The sequence below is a fragment of the Pseudaeromonas paramecii genome (genome assembly GCF_039540575.1).
In the GTDB taxonomy this organism is placed as follows: Bacteria; Pseudomonadota; Gammaproteobacteria; order Enterobacterales; family Aeromonadaceae; genus Pseudaeromonas; species Pseudaeromonas paramecii.
In genome coordinates, this window is the sequence record NZ_BAABFC010000003.1 from 51,879 (window position 1) to 69,677 (window position 17,799).

Below are 17,799 nucleotides of genomic sequence, written 5' to 3' on the forward strand. Positions count from 1 at the left end.
GTCTTCTTTATTAGGTTCGGCTATGGCACAACGTGGCACCCTGTTCATCGTCTCCTCCCCCAGCGGCGCGGGTAAATCCAGCCTGCTGGCGGCCCTGCTCGGCTCCCCCGCCAACGCCGATGGCCGCATGAAGCTGTCGGTCTCCCACACCACCCGCGCCATGCGCCCGGGCGAGGAGAACGGCGTGCACTACCACTTCGTCGATCAGGCCGGCTTCAAGGCACTGATCGCCCGCGACGCTTTCTTCGAGTGGGCCGAGGTGTTCGGCAACTTCTACGGCACCTCCCGTGAGACCATAGAGCAGAGCCTGGCCCAGGGCATCGACATCTTTCTGGACATCGACTGGCAGGGGGCCCGCCAGATCCGGGCCCTGATGCCGGAGGCCCGCTCGCTGTTCATTCTGCCGCCCTCCCTGCCGGTGCTGGAACAGCGGCTGCATGGCCGCGGCCAGGACAGCGCCGAGGTGATTGCCGGCCGCATGGCCAAGGCGGTGGACGAGATGTCCCACTACGACGAATACGACTACCTGTTGGTCAACGATGACTTCGCCACCACCCTGGCTCAGCTGCAGGCGGTGGTACTGGCAGAGCGCACCACCCTGGCCAAGCAGCAAATCCAGCACGCCGAGCTGCTGCGCGCCCTCTTGGCGAAGTAAGCCGGCTCTTGTATACTTTCGAGTCATTTTTTATCACTGGAGTCGTCCATGGCACGCGTAACCGTTGAAGATGCTGTAAAACAAGTGGGCAACCGCTTTGATCTGGTGCTGCTGGCCGCCCGCCGCGCCCGCCAAATCTCTGTCCAGGGTAAAGACCCGCTGGTGGATGAAGAAAACGACAAGCCGACCGTGATCGCCCTGCGCGAAATCGAAGAAGGCCTGATCTCCAACGAGTTCCTGGATGCCCAGGATCGCCAGGACATGCAGGAGCGCGAAGCCAGCGAGCTGGCCGCCATGTCCATCCTGTCCGAAGGTCGTGGCCTGACCCTCTGATCCTGACCGGATCCCGCAAGACGGCACCCCAGGGTGCCGTTTTTGCAGGCGTTTACAAGCGTCCCATTTCGCCGCACACTCAGCCGTAGCAGTCCAGCCCAAGCCCGGGACGGCCCATCGCCCCGCATCGGAGTCGTATTTGTACCTGTTCGAGAGCCTTAAAGCGCTGATCGCCACCTATCTGCCCGCCGACCAGGTCGCCCGGGTGGAACAGGCCTATGTGGTGGCCCGCGATGCCCATGAGGGCCAGAGCCGCTCCAGCGGCGAGCCCTACATCACCCACCCGGTGGCCGTGACCCGCATCCTCGCAGAGATGCATCTGGATCATGAGACCCTGACCGCCGCCCTGCTGCACGATGTCATCGAGGATACCCCGGTGACCAAGGAGCAGCTGGCGGAGCAGTTCGGTGAGGCGGTGGCAGAGCTGGTGGCGGGCGTCTCCAAGCTGGACAAGCTCAAGTTCCGCGACCACAAGGAAGCCCAGGTCGAAAACTTCCGCAAGATGGTGATGGCCATGGTGCAGGACATCCGCGTCATCCTCATCAAGCTGGCGGATCGCACCCACAACATGCGCACCCTGGGTTCGTTACGGCCGGACAAGCGCCGGCGCATCGCCCGGGAGACCCTGGAGATCTTCGCCCCCATCGCCAACCGGCTGGGCATCCACAGCATCAAGACCGAGCTGGAAGAGCTGGGCTTCGAGGCCCTCTATCCCATGCGCTCCCGGGTGCTGCGGGAGTCGGTCAAGCGGGCCCGGGGCAACCGCAAGCAGATCATCAACGCCATCCATGACGAGATCCGCGGCCGCCTGCAGGAGGCCCACATCCCGGTGGAGGTGAAGGGGCGGGAGAAGAACCTCTACTCCATCTACATCAAGATGAAGAAGAAGGAGCTGCAGTTCCACGAGGTGATGGACATCTACGCCTTCCGGGTCATAGTGCAGGACATAGACACCTGCTACCGGGTGCTGGGGCAGATGCACAGCCTGTACAAGCCGCGTCCCGGTCGCTTCAAGGATTACATCGCCATCCCCAAGACCAACGGCTACCAGTCGCTGCACACCTCCCTGGTGGGCCCCCACGGGGTGCCGGTGGAGGTGCAGATCCGCACCGAGTACATGGATCAGATGGCGGACAAGGGGGTGGCGGCCCATTGGGCCTACAAGCAGGACGGCGACACCTCGGGCACCACGGCCCAGGTGCGGGCCCAGCGCTGGATGCGCAGCCTGCTGGAGCTGCAGCAAAGCGCCGGCAACTCCTTCGAATTCATCGAAAGCGTCAAGACCGACCTGTTCCCCGACGAGATCTACGTCTTCACCCCGGAGGGCCGCATCCTGGAGCTGCCCACCGGTGCCACCCCGGTGGACTTCGCCTACGCGGTGCACACCGACATAGGCCACGCCTGTGTCGGCGCCCGGGTGGATCGGCAGCCCTACCCCTTGAGCCGCGCCCTGACCTCCGGCCAGACGGTGGAGATCATCACGGCCCCCGGCGCCCGACCCAACGCCGCCTGGCTCAACTTCATCGTCACCTCCAAGGCCCGCACCAAGATCCGCCAGTTCCTCAAGAACCTGCGCACCGAGGAGTCGGTGGTGCTGGGCCGCCGTCTGCTCTCCCACGCCCTGGGCAGCAAGCGGCTCGAAGAGGTGGCACCGGAAAACCTGAAGAAGGTGCTGGAGGATACCCGCCACGACAGCCTGGAAGGCCTGCTGGCGGACATCGGCCTGGGCAATGCCATGAGCGTGGTGATCGCCCGCCGCCTGCTGGGCAAGGTGGACGAGCTGAACACCGAGACGCCGCCCCAGTCGACCCCGCCCCCCAACCTGCGCAAGATGGCCATCCGTGGTGCCGACGGCATGCTGGTGACCTTCGCCAACTGCTGCCGCCCCATCCCGGGCGACCCCATCATAGCCCACATCAGCCCCGGCAAAGGGCTGGTGGTGCACCAGGAGACCTGCCGCAACATCCGCAACTATGGCCGGGAGCCGGACAAGTACCTGCCGGTGCAATGGGATACCGAGGTGGCCTACGAGCAGGAGTTCCGCACCGGCATCCAGATCGAGGTGGTGAACCATCAGGGGGTGCTGGCCCAGTTGGCCAACACCATAGCTGCCACCGGCGCCAACATCCACAGCATCAGCACCGAGGAGAAGGACGCCCGCGTCTATCAGGTGAATCTGCTGATCACCAGCAAGAACCGCGTCCACCTGGCCAACATCATGCGCAAGATCCGGGTCATGCCGGATGTGCTGCGGGTCAGCCGCAGCCGCCACTAGAACTAAGGGAAATCTATGACCCCAGAACGCCTCGCCCGTATCCGTCAGATGCTGGCCATGCGCCAGCCCGATCTCACCGTCTGCCTGGAAGAGGTGCACAAGCCCCACAACCTGGCGGCCATCGTCCGCACCGCCGATGCGGTGGGGGTGCACCAGGTGCATGCGGTCTGGCCCCGCACCCGCATCGCCAAGCGCAAGGGCACGGCCCGGGGCAGTCAGAACTGGGTCGGCGTCAACCTGCATCCGGATATCGAGACGGCGGTGGGCGAGCTCAAGGCCCAGGGCATGCAGATCCTGGCCACCCACCTGTCCGACACGGCGGTGGATTTTCGCCGCATCGACTACACCCGCCCCACCGCCATCCTGCTGGGGCAGGAGAAACAGGGCATCACTCCCCAGGCCCTGGCCCTGGCGGATCAGCACATCATCATCCCCATGGTGGGCATGGTGCAGTCGTTGAACGTCTCGGTGGCCGCCGCCGCCATACTGTATGAGGCCCAGCGCCAACGGGAGCTGGCCGGTCTGTATGGCCGTGGCTGCCTGCTGAGTGCCGAAGAGCAGAACCGCATCCTGTTCGAGGGCGGTCATCCCATCTTCGCCAAGATCTGTCAGCGCAAGGGGCTGCCCTATCCCCAGCTGGGGGCGGATGGCGAGATACTGGCGGACGAAGAGTGGTGGCAGAAGGTACAGATGAGCAAGGACGCCTGGAGCCACCTGGACGATGAGGATGATGGGCTGCTGTAAAGCGGCACCATCTCACTGACGGACGGCCTGGATGACCCTATAATGTGGGTCTCTTTGACTCCTTGCGTGGCCGATCATGACCTCCAGAATCCTACTGGGCCTGCTGGCCCTGTGCTTCAGCCTGAGACTCTTTGCCGTGGACAATCCCTACCAGCTCACCACAGAGGCGCAGCTCCCCGCGTTGGCGCCGCAACTGGCCAGCTTCTGGCAACAGCATGCCCAGACCGGCCACCTCACCGGGGTGGACGGGGTGCAGCTGGCCTACGCCGTGCTGCGCCACCCCGACAGCAAGGGCAGCATACTGGTGGTGAACGGCCGCACCGAGAGCCTGATGAAGTACCAGGCCACCGCTTACGATCTCTACCAACAGGGCTACAGCGTCTACCTGTACGACCATCGCGGCCAGGGCCTCTCGGACCGCCTGCTGCAGGATCACGACAAGGGGCATGTGAACCGGTTCGATGACTATGTCCAGGACATGCGCACCCTGATGGAACAGCTGGTCTTGGCGGACAAGCCGGCTCACCTCAAGCTGCTGGCCCACTCCATGGGCGGCGCCATCTCCCTGCGCTACCTGGACCGCTGGCCGAACGACTTCGAGGCGGTGGCCCTGGTCTCCCCCATGCTGGGCATCCGCCTGGCCCCCCTGCCCGATTGGCTGGCCAACCTGCTGACCCGGTTGCTGGACTGGCTGTACGGCCTGTTCGGCGCCGAATCCCCCTACGCGCCGGGCACCGGCCCCTACACCCGGGTGCCCTTCCCCGGCAACGAGCTGAGCCAAAGCCCACTGCGCTACGGCCTGTTCCGCGATCTATATGATGCCCAGCCCCAGCTGCGGATCGGCGGGCCTACGGTGCGCTGGATTTACCAGTCCCTGGCCGCCGCCGAGCTGGCCACCGACAGCGGCAGTCGCTCCCAGGTGCCCCTGCTGCTGATCCAGGCCGGCGGCGACAGCGTGGTCACCCCGGCGCCGCAAGATCGCTTCTGCGCCCTGCGGCAAGCGGCCGGGCACCCCTGCGAAGGCGGACAGCCCCTGGTGATCCCCGGCGCCTGGCACGATCTGTTCAACGAGGCAGACACCTACCGGCTGCCCGCCCTCACCGCCGTACTGAATTTCTTTTCGAAATAAATTTCACTTTCGAACGAAGGCCGCGCTTCTCCAGCGCGGCCTTTTTGGTTATTATTTGCCCGCCGTCACATTTTCCGAGGTCTGAATGTTCAAAGTCGTTGTTTCCGATCTGGATGGAACCCTCCTCAACAAGCAGCACCAAGTCTCTGCCCGGACCCGCGAGACGCTGCACACCCTGGTCAAGCGTGGCATCAAGTTCATGGTGGCCACCGGCCGTCACCATGTGGATGTCCAAGGCATCCGCGATACCCTGGGACTGGATATATTCCTCATCACCGCCAATGGCGCCGTGGTGCATGACAAGCAGGACAACTGCATCTACAACCAGAGCCTGCCGGTGGCGCTGGCCCAACAGGTGGTGGAGCTGTCGCGTCACGAAGACATCCGCATCAACATCTATCAGGGTGACCGCTGGCTGGTGGCCCAGGAGAGCCCGGAGCTGCTGGTCTTCCATCAGGAGTCCGGCTTCGGCTACCAGGTGGTGGATCCCCTCACGGTGGACAAGCAGAACATCAACAAGATCTTCTTCACCGCCGAGAGCCACGAGGCCCTGCTGCCGCTGGAAGCCAGCCTGTTGCAGCGGTTCGGCGATGAGCTGGCCATCACCTTCGCCTCCGCCGACAGCCTGGAAGTGATGCCCAAGGGCGTCAACAAGGGCAATGCGGTGCAAGCCGTGCTGGCCCAGAACGGGTTTAGCCTGGACGAGACCATCGCCTTCGGCGACGGCATGAACGATCTGGAGATGCTGAGCCTGGTGGGCCGCGGCGTGGTGATGGGCAACGCCCATGACCGCCTGATGAAGGCATTGCCGGACCACGATCGCACCCATAGCTCGGATGAAGACGGGGTCGCCCGCTATCTGGAACGGCTGTTTGGCTGATTTTGCCGACTGAGGCCTGTCAATTGGTCTCAATCCAGTCTTAAACTAATGGGCAACTATGCAAATCAAGGAGTTGCCCATGCGTTTCCTGCCCCTGACCGGTTGTCTGGCCCTGCTGCTGGCCGCCTGCAGCCACCAAGCGACCGTCACGGCCCCCAGCCAGGCCAGCGAGTCTCGCGCTCCCGCCAACCCAGCCAGTGCCGCCCCAGGCGTGGCCCTGCTGCGTGGCACCCTCAGTGCACAAGGTGGCGAGGCCCGCTTCTCCCCCTGTGGCAGTCAGCAGACCTGGCAGTTGCAGCCCGACGGCAGCCTGACCCAGGCCTGGCAGGCCTTGGGCCAGCCAGCGACGGCCTATGTGGAGCTGTACGGTAATCTGACCCTGGGCGAGAGCCGCGACAGCCCCCTGCGCCTGACCAGCAAACGCCTCAACCGGCTCAGCGCAACCCATATCCAGCAGGCCTGCAGCGAAACGGCCGCGGATAGCCGCCTGCTGCTGGCGGGCGAAGAGCCCGCCCCTTGGGCCTTTCAACTCACCGGCAACCGCGGCGTCTTCACCACAGATGGCCTCAGCCGCACCCTGCAGCTGCAGGATCAGCAGGGCCAGACCTCGGGGGCCCAGCAGATGGAGCTGATGGCCGCCGACGGCCGGCAGGCCAAGCTGAGCCTCACCCCTGGCCTGTGCACCACGGACGGCGGCCAGCAGGCCTGGGGCTGGCAAGCCAGCCTGGCCATGGGCGGTGGTGAGCCGGCCTATCAGGGCTGTGCCCGCCAGGGCCACCTGCTGGCCGAATTGCAGCCCCCCCTGCAATGGCGCGGTCACTGGGATCTGATGCAGGCGGATTTGGCCCTGACCCTGGCGCCCAACTACCAGAGCACCCTGCTGCTGGTGCGCCAACAGGGTCCCGAGGTGCTGTATGAAGGAGCCTGGCAGCCCACCGCCGATGGTCTGACGGTGCTGTTCAACCGGCGCAACGGCATGGGTGTGCGGGAGGCCATTCCCTTCCGTCTGCAGAGCAATCGCCTCACCGCCGACTACCGGCTGCTCAACGGCGGCCAGGTGGACTTCGACAGCCCGTTAAGCCTGGTGCCCGGTACCCTGGGCAGCCGCCAGGCCGCCCAGCCCGTGCCGGACACACCGCCGGCGGCTGTGCTGCCGGTCAGCCTGAGCGCCGCCAGTACGGCAGATCCCCAGGTGGAACAGGCCCTGCGGGATTACTTCGTCATGAGCCGCAGCGATCCGCACCAGGCCAGCTACCGCTATGGTCTGCTGGATCTCAATGGCGATGGCCGCCCCGAGGCCCTGGTGCAGATGAACTGGTGCAGCGGCGGCCAGTGTGTCTGGCTCATCTTCCAGGGACAGGCCCAGGGTTACCGGTTTGCCGCCCGCATCGAGGCGCTGGCCGAGCCCTTCTACGTGGCCAGCCACACCCAGCGGGGCTGGCATGATCTGCTGGCCCCCGGCATGGCCGGTGCCTGGGTGCAGTTGAGTCATGACGGTATCAGCTACCCGGTACGCACCAACGGCGCGCCCCTGGCCTCCGCCAGCCTGTTGGAGGGGGCCACCAAGGTGGCCTTCGGGCAGGGGACCTGGCGCCACCTGCCCTGAGCCGGGTTAGTTACCGACGGCGTCCACCCGGATCTTGAGATCGGACTGGGGGGCGCCCCGGGTCAGCACCGCCACCCGCTCGGTATTGATGAAGCGCAGCTGGTTGCCGTCCTCGATGCGGGCCTGCAGGGCATAACTCATGCGTTCATCGATCCGCGCCGGATCATAGTGCAGCTCGAAGGCCAGGGGCGGCTGGTGCTCGGCGCTGAGGGTCTGGCTAGCCAGCAGGGTGGCCGGCGCATCGGCGCGGGACACATCCACCAGTTGCACCGTCACCACGGCACTGGGGGGGAGGGCGATGCGCTGCCGGTACCAGACCTCGCCACGGATCACCCCGGACAGGGTCGCCAGCGCCTCGGCGGGCTTGGCCTCCGGCGCCTGTGTCTCGGTGGCAGAGGAAGCTGCCGCCGGCGCGGCGGGTGCGGCAGACGGCGTCGCCGGTGTCTTACCATCTGGCTGGCAACCCAGCAGGCTCAGCAGGCAAACGGCCAACAGCACAGGGGAACGGGTCATGGTGTCTCCTTTAGTCGGGGGTCTCGAATCACTCACCACCATAGCACGAACAAACCGGCGCCACATGACGCCAAGCTGAACCACGCCATCATGGGGCCGTCACGGAACTGACAAGACAGCGTCACACCCAGAGGGCAGCCTGAATGCCGATCCTCGGCATATCTTGGAGCCTCACCATGATCAGCGTCGATTCCCTGCTGCACCAGTACCTGCCGGCGCAATCTCACTGGCAGTGGCTGCGGGCCCTGCTGCGCCGCCTGCTGTACGAAAATGACTTCCAGCAATTTGGCCGGGACTATCCCCACCTCAAGGGGCTGGATTTCATCGAACAGGTGCTCACCTACTTCGACTTCGGCTGCGACGTGTCGGAGAGCGAGCTGGAACATATCCCCAGCCAGGGCCCCCTGGTGCTGGTGGCCAATCACCCCATCGGCACCCTGGACGGCATGGCACTGCTCAAGGTGGTGGCCCGGGTGCGGCCGGATGTGAAGATCATGGCCAATCAGATGCTCAGCCACGTGGAGCCCATGACCTCCCTGCTGTTCCCGGTGGATGTGCTGGGCAGCGGCAGCAACCGCCAGCAGATCCTGGCGATGCAGGCGCACCTGGCGGCCGGCAAGGCACTGATCGTCTTCCCCGCCGGTGAGGTCTCCCGCCTGCGCCCCCATGGGGTACGGGATGGCCGCTGGCGCACCGGCTTCCTGCGCCTGGCAGACAAGGCCAAGGCCCCCATAGTGCCGCTGTTTATCCGGGGGCGGAACTCGCCGCTGTTTTATGTCAGCTCCATGGTGTTCAAGCCCCTCTCCACCCTGCTGCTAATCCGCGAGATGTTCGCCCACCGCTGCGGCCGCATCCGCCTGCGTATCGGCCCCTGCATCCCCTACGGCGCCTGGCAGCAAGACGCGCTGCCGCTGCCCAAGCTGGCGGGGCGCTTCCGCCAGCACCTCTACCGGTTGGGCAAGGGCAAGCCAGGGCTATTCCGCACCGAGGCCCCCATCGCCCTGGCCGAAGACCGTCAGCGGCTCAAGCAGGCCCTGGCCGCGTGCGAGCGCCTGGGCCAGACCCATGACGGCAAGCAGATCCTGCTCTACCGCCGCCAGGGGGAGGCCCATGCCCCCATACTGCGGGAGCTGGGTCGGCTGCGGGAGATCGCCTTTCGCGCCGTGGGGGAAGGCAGCGGTCGCCGCCGGGACCTGGATCAGTACGATGATGACTATTTCCACCTGGTGCTCTGGGATCCCGAGGCGCTGGAGATCGCCGGTGCCTACCGCTTCATTCCCACGGCCGGACAACTGGCCGGCAAGGGGGTGGGCGGCCTCTACAGCCACAGCCTGTTCGACTTCACGCCGGCCATGACCCAGGTGTTGGCCCAGGGTATCGAGCTGGGGCGCAGCTTCATTCAACCCGCCTACTGGGGCCGTCGCAGCCTGGATTACCTGTGGCAGGGCATAGGTGCCTTCCTGGCCCGTCACCCGGAATACCGCTACCTGTTCGGCCCTGTGTCGCTCTCCGCCAGCCTGCCGGAGCCGGCCCGCCAGCTGCTGCTGGCCTTCTACCGTCGCCACTTCCCGGCCCACAGGCCCATGGCCTACTCCCGCCGCCCCTGTCCGCCCTGCCCCGCCGCCCTGATGGCGCTGTTTAGCGGTGACTATCAGGCGGATCTGGCCCAGCTCAAGGCCCGGCTGGAGGAGATGGACTGCGCCATCCCCACCCTCTACAAGCAGTACTCCGAGCTGTGCCATCCAGGCGGGGTGCAATTCCTGGACTTTGGCGAGGATCCGGCCTTCGGCCACTGCATCGACGGCCTGGTGCTGGTGGACTTGGACGCCCTCAAGCCCAACAAGCAGCAGCGCTACATCGGCATGCACCTGAGCAAGCCGGCGGCCGCCTGATTAGGCGCTGGGGTAGTGGATGAGGTTGTGAAAGCGCGCCGGCATGGCGCTCATGTTGCGGTAGCCGTGGGGCTGATCGGCGGCAAAGCGTAGCGCCGTGCCGGGCGCCACCGGCTGCCAGGCACCCGCCAGCCAGACCTCCACCCCGGCACTCAGGGGCAGTATGTCCTCCACCACCCCGGCCAGGTGCGGCACCGAGCGGTACTCGCAGCCCACCGGCAACTCCACCAGCAGACACTCGCACCCCAGGGGACCGTCAAACGGCAGCAGGGTGGTGACCGCCACCCCCTCGCCCAGCCGCCGCACCTCGCCCGGCCCCGCCGGCTCGGGCAGATCCCCCAGCAGGCTGGAGAAGGAGCAGGCCAGCCCGGCGGCGATCTTCCACAGGGTGACGACTGTGGGGCTGGACTCCCCCCGCTCTATCTGCCCCAGCATGGCCTTGCTGACCCCGCAGGCGGCCGAGAGCCGATCCAGACTCCAGCCCTGGGCGGTGCGCAGCTGGCGCAGGCGATCGCCGATGCGCTGATTGAGTTCGGGCAGGGCAGCTTCGCTCATGGCGTCTCCTAAAAAACACATTGTGCGTAAAAAACACATTGCGCGTAAAAAACACATTGTGCGCTATAGCGCACAGTCGAGGTTTGCGCCTATTATGCGCTATAACGCACAACTGGCCCAAGCCCGGAGGCCGCCATGTTTTCCCTGTTACGTTCCTTGCGCCTGCATCATGTCAGCAGCGGCCTGGTGGCCGTGCTGGTGGGCTACACCAGCTCCGCCGCCCTCATCTTCCAGGCCGCCCAGCAGGCGGGCGCCAGCCCGGCCCAGCTGGGCTCCTGGCTCGGCGCCCTGGGACTGGGCACCGGCCTCACCACCCTGGGGCTGTCGCTGCGCTACCGCACCCCCATACTCACCGCCTGGTCCACCCCGGGGGCGGCCCTGCTCATCAGCAGCCTGGCGGGCCTCTCCCTGGCCGAGGCGGTGGGGGCCTTCATCGTCAGCTCCGCCCTCATCACCCTGGTGGGATTCAGCGGCCTGTTTGCCCGCCTGATGCATAGGCTGCCCCAGTCCCTGGCGGCGGCCATGCTGGGGGGGGTGCTGCTGGGCTTCTGTCTGGAGCTGTTCCGCGCCCTGCCCCAGGCCCCTTGGCTGGTGGGCAGCATGCTGCTGGGCTACTGGCTGCTCAAACCCCGCCTGCCACGCTACGCCATCGGCCTGGTGCTGCTCATCGGTCTGGCGGTGGCCCTGGGCCAGGGGGATCTGGCCGGCGCCCAGCTGACGCTGGGCGGCCTGCACCTGGAATGGGTCAGCCCGGCCTTCAGCTGGCACGCCTGCCTGGGGGTGGCCCTGCCGCTGTTTCTGGTGACCATGAGCTCGCAGAACCTGCCGGGGCTGGCCACCCTGCACGCCCACGGCTACCGGCCGCCGGTGTCGCCACTCATCGGCTGGACCGGGCTGGCGGGCCTGCTGCTGGCGCCCTTCGGCGGCTTCGCCCTCAACCTGGCGGCCATTACCGCCGCTTTGTGTATGGGCAAGGAGGCCGACCCCGAGCCGCACCGCCGCTATCTGGCCGCCTGCTGCGCCGGGGTCTTCTACCTGCTCACCGCCCTGCTGGGCAGCACTGTGGCCAGCCTGTTTGCCCTGCTGCCACGAGAGCTGATTGTGGCCATCGCCGGTCTGGCCCTGCTGGGCACGCTGGGGGGCAGCCTCAAGCAGGCGCTGGAGGTAGAATCCGAGCGTGAGGCAGCCCTCATCACCTTGCTGGTGACCGCCGCCGGGGTCAGTTTCTTTGGCATAGGCGCCCCCTTCTGGGGGCTGCTGGCCGGGGTGCTGACCGGCCTGTGCGCTCGTCGGGGCTGGCTGCCGTGGGGCCGCAAAGCGTTGCGGATGCCTGTGATGCCGAGCGCGGAATCCTGATGAGAAAGAAACAATACTGACGACACGGGAGGCACCCACCACAGATTAAGAGCATCGGCACCACCTTGCGCCCAACCACACAACGATAAAAACGAACAACGCAAGTGATAAGGTTTTGGCATGGAACGATGGAAACACTACAAATGGCTGTTGACGTTGGGCACCGCCCTGCTGGGCATAGGCCTGTCTCTTTACGTCTACCAGATGCAACTGGCCCGTGAACGGACAGAAACCCTGGCCCATTGGCAGCGGGATGCCAACGAACAGCATCTGCGGGCCGCCCTGCTGTTTAGCCGCGCCCCCCCAGTATTACGCGCCTTTGCGGCGCTGTTCGAAGTCTCAGACTCGGTGACCCGGGCCGAATTTCGCCAGTATGCCGATCGCCTGCTGCGGCAAGAGCCGGATATCGCCGCCATCCTCTGGACGCCCTATGTCCAGCCACCACAGCGCGCCGCCCTGGAACAGCAGTATCGATCCCTCAACGCCGCGCCATTCGGCCTGTTCGATGTGGATCCGCAAGAGAAGCGGCCCGTTCGCGCCCCCCTTCGCCCCTTTTATCTGCCCATACTGTTCGCCTACCCCGAGACAAATGTCACCCAACTGTTAGGACTGGATGTGCAGGGCCGGCCGCAAAATGCGGCCCTGCGTATGGGCCTGATGCAGACAGGCCAGATGGCCACCACCCCTGTGTTCCCGGATATCCTGATGCCGTCGGGCGCCCGCTCGGTGGCGGTCTACCACGCCATCCGCCACCAGACCGACCAAGGGGAGCAGGGGGACTTCATGGGCTTCCTCATCATGCTGCTGACACCGGAGACCCTGCTGCGCACCAAATTTGGCAGCCCGGCCCAGAGCCGTTTCTTTGTTCGCCTGCTGGATCAGGACGATGACCTGCGTCAGTTGGCCATCAACCGCCCCGATGAGGATCTGGGCCGCCCCGTCACCGCTTTGTTTCGCTACCCCCTGGCCATGCCCGGCAGAAACTGGCAGATGGAGATCTACAGCCGCGCCCCCCTGCCGGTCAGTCGGTCCAGCCTGCTGACCCTGGCCTGCATGCTGTTGCTGAGTGGCCTGGCCAGCTTCTATGTAGAAAGAGGATTGGCCCGCCAGATCCGCCTCAAGGCGCGAACCCTGACCCTGGAGGCCCAGCGGCAGGAACTCAGACGCATGGCCCATGTGGACAGCCTGACCGGGCTGCTCAACCGGCGGCGGCTGCACGACGAGCTGGTATTGCGGCTGGCCCAGGCGATACCGGGACGGGAACTGGCCCTCTGCATGCTGGATATCGACAACTTCAAGCAGGTCAACGACATCATGGGACATGCCTGCGGCGACCAGCTGCTGATCGCTATCGCCCAGCAGCTACGCCCGCTGATCCGGCCACAAGATCTCCTGGCGCGGCTGGGCGGCGATGAGTTTGTGATTGTCTTTCCCATCCGGCAGGCGCCGGATGAGATACTGCCGGTGGTGCATCAGATCCTGCGGCTCATCCCGAGGGTCGGTCAGCAGATCACCCAGGGCCAGGTGGCCATCAGCGGCAGCCTAGGCCTCAGCCTGTCCAGCCCGGATAACCGCGACTATGGCCGCCTGTTGCATCAGGCGGATCTGGCCATGTATCAGGCCAAGAAGCGGGGCAAAAACACCTATTGCCTCTATCAGGAAGGCGTCGACGAGCAACGAACGGATGAGGCCGATCCCCCCACGCAGGCGAACTGACCCTTGAGGGGCGTTACCGACGTAAATGCAAAGGGCGCACGGCGGATAACACCGCGCTGCCGGGCTGCACTATCGATCTCACCGGATACCGCAGGCCGTCGGCTCTTTTCATGCAAGGGGGCGCCCCGGCTCAGTCCGACGCGTCAGGCGCCTGCCGGCGGGCCAGGCGGGCCAGCGCCTCGGCCTCCACGGACTGGATCTCGTCCAGTACGGCGGCTAAGTCCACCGCCTGGGTGGGCTCGGCAAACTGGCCGGTCAACCGCACCTGTTCGGTGAGATCCCCTGCCTCATAGTGGGCCCAGATCTCCTGGGCGTAACGGCTGCCCCGTAACTCGGGAGCGAACTGGCCGTAAAATTGACTCAGGTTGTCCACATCCCGCACCAGCATGTCCTTGGCGTGGTTGTTGGCGGCGGCGTGCACCACCTGAGGCAGATCGATGATCACCGGGCCCACGGCATCCCGCAACACATTGAATTCCGACAGATCGCCATGCACCAGACCGGCACAGAGCATCCGCACCACGTAGTTCATCAGGGTGGCATGATCCTGACGGGCCTGCTCCGCCTCGAAGCTGAGATCGCTCAACCGGGGCGCGACCTGGCCGGCACCGTCGGTGATCAGCTCCATCAGCAGCACGCCGTCAAAGCAGCCGTAGGGCTGGGGCACCCGCACCCCCGCCGCCGCCAGCCGGTAGAGGGCATCCACCTCGGCGTGTTGCCAGTGGGATTCCTGCTGCTGCCGCCCAAACTTGGAGCCCTTCTCCATGGCCCGGGCGCTGCGACTGTTGCGCACCTTGCGCCCCTCCCGGTAATGCACCGCCTGCTTGAAACTGCGGGTGGTCACATCCTTGTAGACCTTGGCACAGCGCAGCTGCTCACCGCAGCGCACCACGTAAACGTCGGCCTCTTTGCCGCTCTTGAGGCGGCGCACCACCTCGTCCACCAAACCGTCGTCCATCAGGGGTTGTAGGGGTAAGGGTGTTTTCATGCCGCCCGATCACCTCGTCGTTGGCTATTAAAATCCGCTGAAGACCAAGTCACTTGGTTCATACAAACTGCCCTGCCACCCAGCCAGAGCTCCAGCACCACTGGAAGTTGAAGCCGCCCAGCCAGCCGGTGACGTCCATCACCTCACCGATGAAGTAGAGGCCGGGCACCGCCTTGGCCTCCATGGTCTTGGAGGAGAGGGCGTCGGTATCCACCCCGCCCAGGGTCACCTCGGCGGTACGATAACCTTCGGTGCCGTTGGGCAGCAGGCGCCAGTTGGTGAGCAGCTGCACCAGGCTGGCCAGCTCACCATGGCCATATTGCCGCATGGGCTTGTTGGCAAACCCGCTGCGCTCCAGCAGCTTCTCCACCAGCCGCTTGGGCAGCAGACGGCCCAGGCAGGTCTTGAGCTCGGCGGCGCCGTGCTGCAGTTGCCAGTTCACCAGCAGGGCGGGCACGTCCTGCCCCGGCAACCAGTTGATCCGCACCGCTTGCCCCGCCTGCCAGTAGGAGGAGATCTGCAGCACCGCCGGCCCGGAGATGCCGCGGTGGGTAAACAGCAGCGCCTCGGAGAACGTCTGGCCATCTTCGGCGGTGAGGGTCACCGGCAGGCTGATGCCCGACAGTTCGGCGAAGTCGTCCTTATCCTGGGTGTGCAGGGTGAAGGGCACCAGGCCCGCCCGGGTGGGCCGCACCGGCAGGCCGAACTGCTCCGCCAGCCGGTAGCCAAAGGGGGTGGCTCCCAGCTTGGGCAGCGACAGGCCGCCGGTGGCCACCACCAGCGACTGGCAGGCCAGCTCACCCCGGCTGGTGTGCAGCACGAACCGCTCCTCGTCCCCCGCCCCCTGGGCCACCGACAAGATCTCGGTGCGCAGCTGAAGGGTGACGCCGGCCCAATCGCACTCGGTCTGCAGCACCCGCACTATCTCCTTGGCGGAGTCGGTGCAGAACAGCTGGCCGTGATCCCGCTCCTCGTACTCCACGCCATGGCGCTCCACCAACTCGATGAAGTCCTGAGCCCGGTAGCGGGCCAGCGCGGACTTGGTGAAATGCGGATTGGCACACAGGTAGGCGTGGGGCCCGGCCAAGCGGTTGGTGAAGTTGCAGCGGCCACCACCGCTGATGAGGATCTTGCGGCCCGGCTGCTTGGCGTTATCCAGCACCAGCACCCGCCGGCCACGGTAGCCGGCCTGGGCCGCGCACATGAGGCCGGCCGCCCCCGCCCCGATAATGATCACATCCCACCGCATAGCCGCTCCTGCCGTATAAAAGGGCGCCATTGTACTGGCCCAGGCCGGCGGGATCACCCCGCGCGCAGACAAAACAAAGGGGAGCGGCTAGAGCGGCTCCCCAAAGGTGTTTAGCAAAGATGCTTTTTGAAATGGTGGGCGTCCTTGCAACACCCGAGACCAGCCTACCCAGAGCCGCAGCGGCAGACAACCCCTGGCGAGAAAAAAACCAATTTGGCCGGACCGCCAGCCTGACACCTGAGTCACAAGTCTGTCAGCGTACCCTGCTATAGTGGAGCAGATGTGACTCAACGGAGAACGACCATGTCTGACCTCTATCAACACATTCTTGTTGCCCTGGATCTGGATGAAGAACACACCCGCGTGCTGGACAAGGCCGTCGCCCTGGCCCGCTGTCACCATGCCAAGCTGTCGGTGATCCATGTCGACATCAAGCTGCAGGATCTCTATACCGAGATGATCGCCCTGGACATCGACAGCATGCAGGACAAGGTGCTGGCGGATGCCAACGAGCGGCTGGACCAGGTGCTCAAGGCTACCGACTACCCCATCGAGAAGCGGCTGGTGATCTGCGGTGACCTGTGCAGCAAAGTCAACGAGGCGGTGAGCGAATACGGCATCGATCTGCTGGTCTGTGGCCATCATCAGACCTTCTGGAGCCTGCTCACCTCCTCCGCCCGTCAGCTGATGAACAGCGTCTCCTGCGATCTGCTGGTGATGCCGTTGCCGGAGTAATCTCCCTGGCGAAAATGCCACCACCACTGGCTTGATCTGCCCACCATCTTGGGCTTAATTAGGAGCAGCCCACAGACGCAACAAGGAGATGCCGATGACAGGGTTCAACGCAGGTACGGACGACGAGGATTGGGACGAGGACGAGCTCGAAGAGCAAGAGGGCCTCGAGGATTGGGATGACGACGACGAGGACGACGACGACTTCTGGGAAGAGGACGAAGAGTTCGGCGGTGGTCTCGATTACGACGACGATGATGACGACGACGATGAGAACTGAGGTCGTCCCCATGGCGGGCATGCCCAACCGGCATGCCCGTTTTATTGGCTCATGACCCGCGCCAGCGACTTCTATGCCGGACTGGCCTGCGATCATGCCGGCCGCAGTCTGGCCTTTATCCTGGCCCAGAGCGACGCCTGGCTAGAGAGCCAGCACGACTACATTCAGTGGCTGTTTCCCCTGCCTGAGCCCAGCCCGGTCAACCCCCAGGCCCCCTTACTCGACCCGCAGGAGGCCGCCCGGTTTTGCGCCGACCACCAATTGCAGGCGCGGCTGCTCACCGCCCTGGATCGCATGCTGCACTGCTACGGCCTGCAGCGCCAGCACGACGGCCTGGTGGCGGATCCCCTGCACCTCGGGCTCATTCAACCCTGGTGTCACTGGCAGGATCATAATCAGCTGCGCCTGACCCGCATGCTGCGTTGCCTGCAAGCCTGCGGCCTCGTCCAGCCAGCCCACCAGCTGCAAGACTTCCTGCTGCGCGAGGGCACCGGCCGGGTCAACCCCACCACCCTGACCTACTGGCGACAGGCCCTCACCGCCTGAAAACCCTCTCAGGCCGAACACGGGATCCCCCCTCGGGGTATGAAAACGAATTCATTTTAAAATCAACCGTTTTCAGAAAAATAATGCTTGATCCACCTCACACTCTGGCTAATATCGAACGTGACAGAGGTCACATAAACCAACGAGGTGCATCATGAAAAATCTGTATAAGAACCTGAGCAGTCTGCTGGCCCGCAAGGAAGAAAACGCCCGTCTGGCCCCCGCCACCCGCGACTACTTCTTCAGCTACCAGCGCTAACTCCCCACCTCATCCGTCAGGATGCCAAGGGGATCTCCACCCCGCCCTGCCTTCGGGCAGACCCCAATCCCAGACCGGCCCCGGTAACGGG

The 17,799-nt window shown here is 65.1% G+C and carries 17 protein-coding genes; 13 read left to right on the forward strand and 4 right to left on the reverse strand.

The features are described 5' to 3' along the window. The first annotated feature begins 22 nt into the window (after nucleotides 1–22). The 7 genes from gmk to ABD847_RS02885 all read left to right on the forward strand — a co-directional run bounded on the left by gmk (nucleotide 23) and on the right by ABD847_RS02885 (nucleotide 7,622). Nucleotides 23–655 carry a guanylate kinase gene (gene gmk, locus ABD847_RS02855; RefSeq protein WP_345009853.1) on the forward strand — a complete coding sequence of 211 codons (633 nt, stop codon included), beginning with the start codon at nucleotides 23–25 and terminating at the stop codon, nucleotides 653–655. 48 nt (nucleotides 656–703) lie between these two features. Next, complete coding sequence (rpoZ, locus tag ABD847_RS02860) at nucleotides 704–988, forward strand: DNA-directed RNA polymerase subunit omega (RefSeq protein WP_345009856.1); 285 nt, start codon at nucleotides 704–706, stop codon at nucleotides 986–988. Nucleotides 989–1,127: 139 nt separating this feature from the next. Beyond that, nucleotides 1,128–3,263: a bifunctional GTP diphosphokinase/guanosine-3',5'-bis pyrophosphate 3'-pyrophosphohydrolase gene (gene spoT / locus ABD847_RS02865; RefSeq protein WP_345009858.1), complete on the forward strand. Its 2,136-nt coding sequence runs from the start codon at nucleotides 1,128–1,130 to the stop codon at nucleotides 3,261–3,263. A 15-nt stretch (nucleotides 3,264–3,278) separates the two neighbouring features. Then, nucleotides 3,279–4,007 (forward strand): tRNA (guanosine(18)-2'-O)-methyltransferase TrmH, encoded by a 729-nt coding sequence (gene trmH / locus ABD847_RS02870; RefSeq protein WP_345009860.1) that lies wholly within the window; start codon nucleotides 3,279–3,281, stop codon nucleotides 4,005–4,007. Between the two features lie 76 nt (nucleotides 4,008–4,083). Further along, nucleotides 4,084–5,136 carry an alpha/beta fold hydrolase gene (locus ABD847_RS02875; RefSeq protein WP_345009862.1) on the forward strand — a complete coding sequence of 351 codons (1,053 nt, stop codon included), beginning with the start codon at nucleotides 4,084–4,086 and terminating at the stop codon, nucleotides 5,134–5,136. Nucleotides 5,137–5,221: 85 nt separating this feature from the next. Continuing rightward, entirely contained in the window at nucleotides 5,222–6,016 is a 795-nt protein-coding gene (locus tag ABD847_RS02880; RefSeq protein ID WP_345009864.1) for a Cof-type HAD-IIB family hydrolase, read from the forward strand. A gap of 79 nt (nucleotides 6,017–6,095) precedes the next feature. Then, nucleotides 6,096–7,622 (forward strand): hypothetical protein, encoded by a 1,527-nt coding sequence (locus ABD847_RS02885; RefSeq protein ID WP_345009866.1) that lies wholly within the window; start codon nucleotides 6,096–6,098, stop codon nucleotides 7,620–7,622. Between the two features lie 6 nt (nucleotides 7,623–7,628). On the opposite strand, the gene ABD847_RS02890 is transcribed toward ABD847_RS02885, so the two are convergent. Continuing rightward, complete coding sequence (locus ABD847_RS02890) at nucleotides 7,629–8,135, reverse strand: YbaY family lipoprotein (protein ID WP_345009868.1); 507 nt, start codon at nucleotides 8,133–8,135, stop codon at nucleotides 7,629–7,631. Between the two features lie 176 nt (nucleotides 8,136–8,311). Between ABD847_RS02890 and olsF the strand changes: the two genes are divergently transcribed. Next, the gene (olsF, locus tag ABD847_RS02895; protein WP_345009870.1) at nucleotides 8,312–10,027 is read left to right on the forward strand and encodes a bifunctional ornithine lipid synthase OlsF; all 1,716 of its coding nucleotides are present in this window, start codon (nucleotides 8,312–8,314) and stop codon (nucleotides 10,025–10,027) included. Here olsF and ABD847_RS02900 read toward each other — a convergent pair whose 3' ends face one another. Then, on the reverse strand, nucleotides 10,028–10,582 hold the full coding sequence (locus ABD847_RS02900) for a helix-turn-helix domain-containing protein (RefSeq protein ID WP_345009872.1): 555 nt from the start codon (nucleotides 10,580–10,582) through the stop codon (nucleotides 10,028–10,030). Nucleotides 10,583–10,717: 135 nt separating this feature from the next. On the opposite strand from ABD847_RS02900, the gene ABD847_RS02905 reads away from it, so the two are divergent. Both ABD847_RS02905 and ABD847_RS02910 read left to right on the forward strand, forming a co-directional pair. Next, nucleotides 10,718–11,938 carry a benzoate/H(+) symporter BenE family transporter gene (locus tag ABD847_RS02905; RefSeq protein ID WP_345009874.1) on the forward strand — a complete coding sequence of 407 codons (1,221 nt, stop codon included), beginning with the start codon at nucleotides 10,718–10,720 and terminating at the stop codon, nucleotides 11,936–11,938. Nucleotides 11,939–12,058: 120 nt separating this feature from the next. Further along, a complete protein-coding gene (locus ABD847_RS02910; protein WP_345009876.1) occupies nucleotides 12,059–13,654 on the forward strand; it encodes a diguanylate cyclase domain-containing protein in 1,596 nt (531 codons plus the stop codon). 130 nt (nucleotides 13,655–13,784) lie between these two features. Here ABD847_RS02910 and ABD847_RS02915 read toward each other — a convergent pair whose 3' ends face one another. Then, nucleotides 13,785–14,642 (reverse strand): PA4780 family RIO1-like protein kinase, encoded by an 858-nt coding sequence (locus ABD847_RS02915; RefSeq protein ID WP_345009878.1) that lies wholly within the window; start codon nucleotides 14,640–14,642, stop codon nucleotides 13,785–13,787. A 58-nt stretch (nucleotides 14,643–14,700) separates the two neighbouring features. Beyond that, nucleotides 14,701–15,891 carry a BaiN/RdsA family NAD(P)/FAD-dependent oxidoreductase gene (locus tag ABD847_RS02920; protein ID WP_345009880.1) on the reverse strand — a complete coding sequence of 397 codons (1,191 nt, stop codon included), beginning with the start codon at nucleotides 15,889–15,891 and terminating at the stop codon, nucleotides 14,701–14,703. 303 nt (nucleotides 15,892–16,194) lie between these two features. On the opposite strand from ABD847_RS02920, the gene ABD847_RS02925 reads away from it, so the two are divergent. The 3 genes from ABD847_RS02925 to ABD847_RS02935 all read left to right on the forward strand — a co-directional run bounded on the left by ABD847_RS02925 (nucleotide 16,195) and on the right by ABD847_RS02935 (nucleotide 17,449). Then, entirely contained in the window at nucleotides 16,195–16,626 is a 432-nt protein-coding gene (locus ABD847_RS02925; protein ID WP_345009882.1) for a universal stress protein, read from the forward strand. A gap of 94 nt (nucleotides 16,627–16,720) precedes the next feature. Continuing rightward, nucleotides 16,721–16,903 carry a hypothetical protein gene (locus tag ABD847_RS02930; protein WP_345009884.1) on the forward strand — a complete coding sequence of 61 codons (183 nt, stop codon included), beginning with the start codon at nucleotides 16,721–16,723 and terminating at the stop codon, nucleotides 16,901–16,903. A 51-nt stretch (nucleotides 16,904–16,954) separates the two neighbouring features. Then, nucleotides 16,955–17,449 (forward strand): opioid growth factor receptor-related protein, encoded by a 495-nt coding sequence (locus ABD847_RS02935; RefSeq protein WP_345009886.1) that lies wholly within the window; start codon nucleotides 16,955–16,957, stop codon nucleotides 17,447–17,449. Nucleotides 17,450–17,799: the final 350 nt, after the last annotated feature.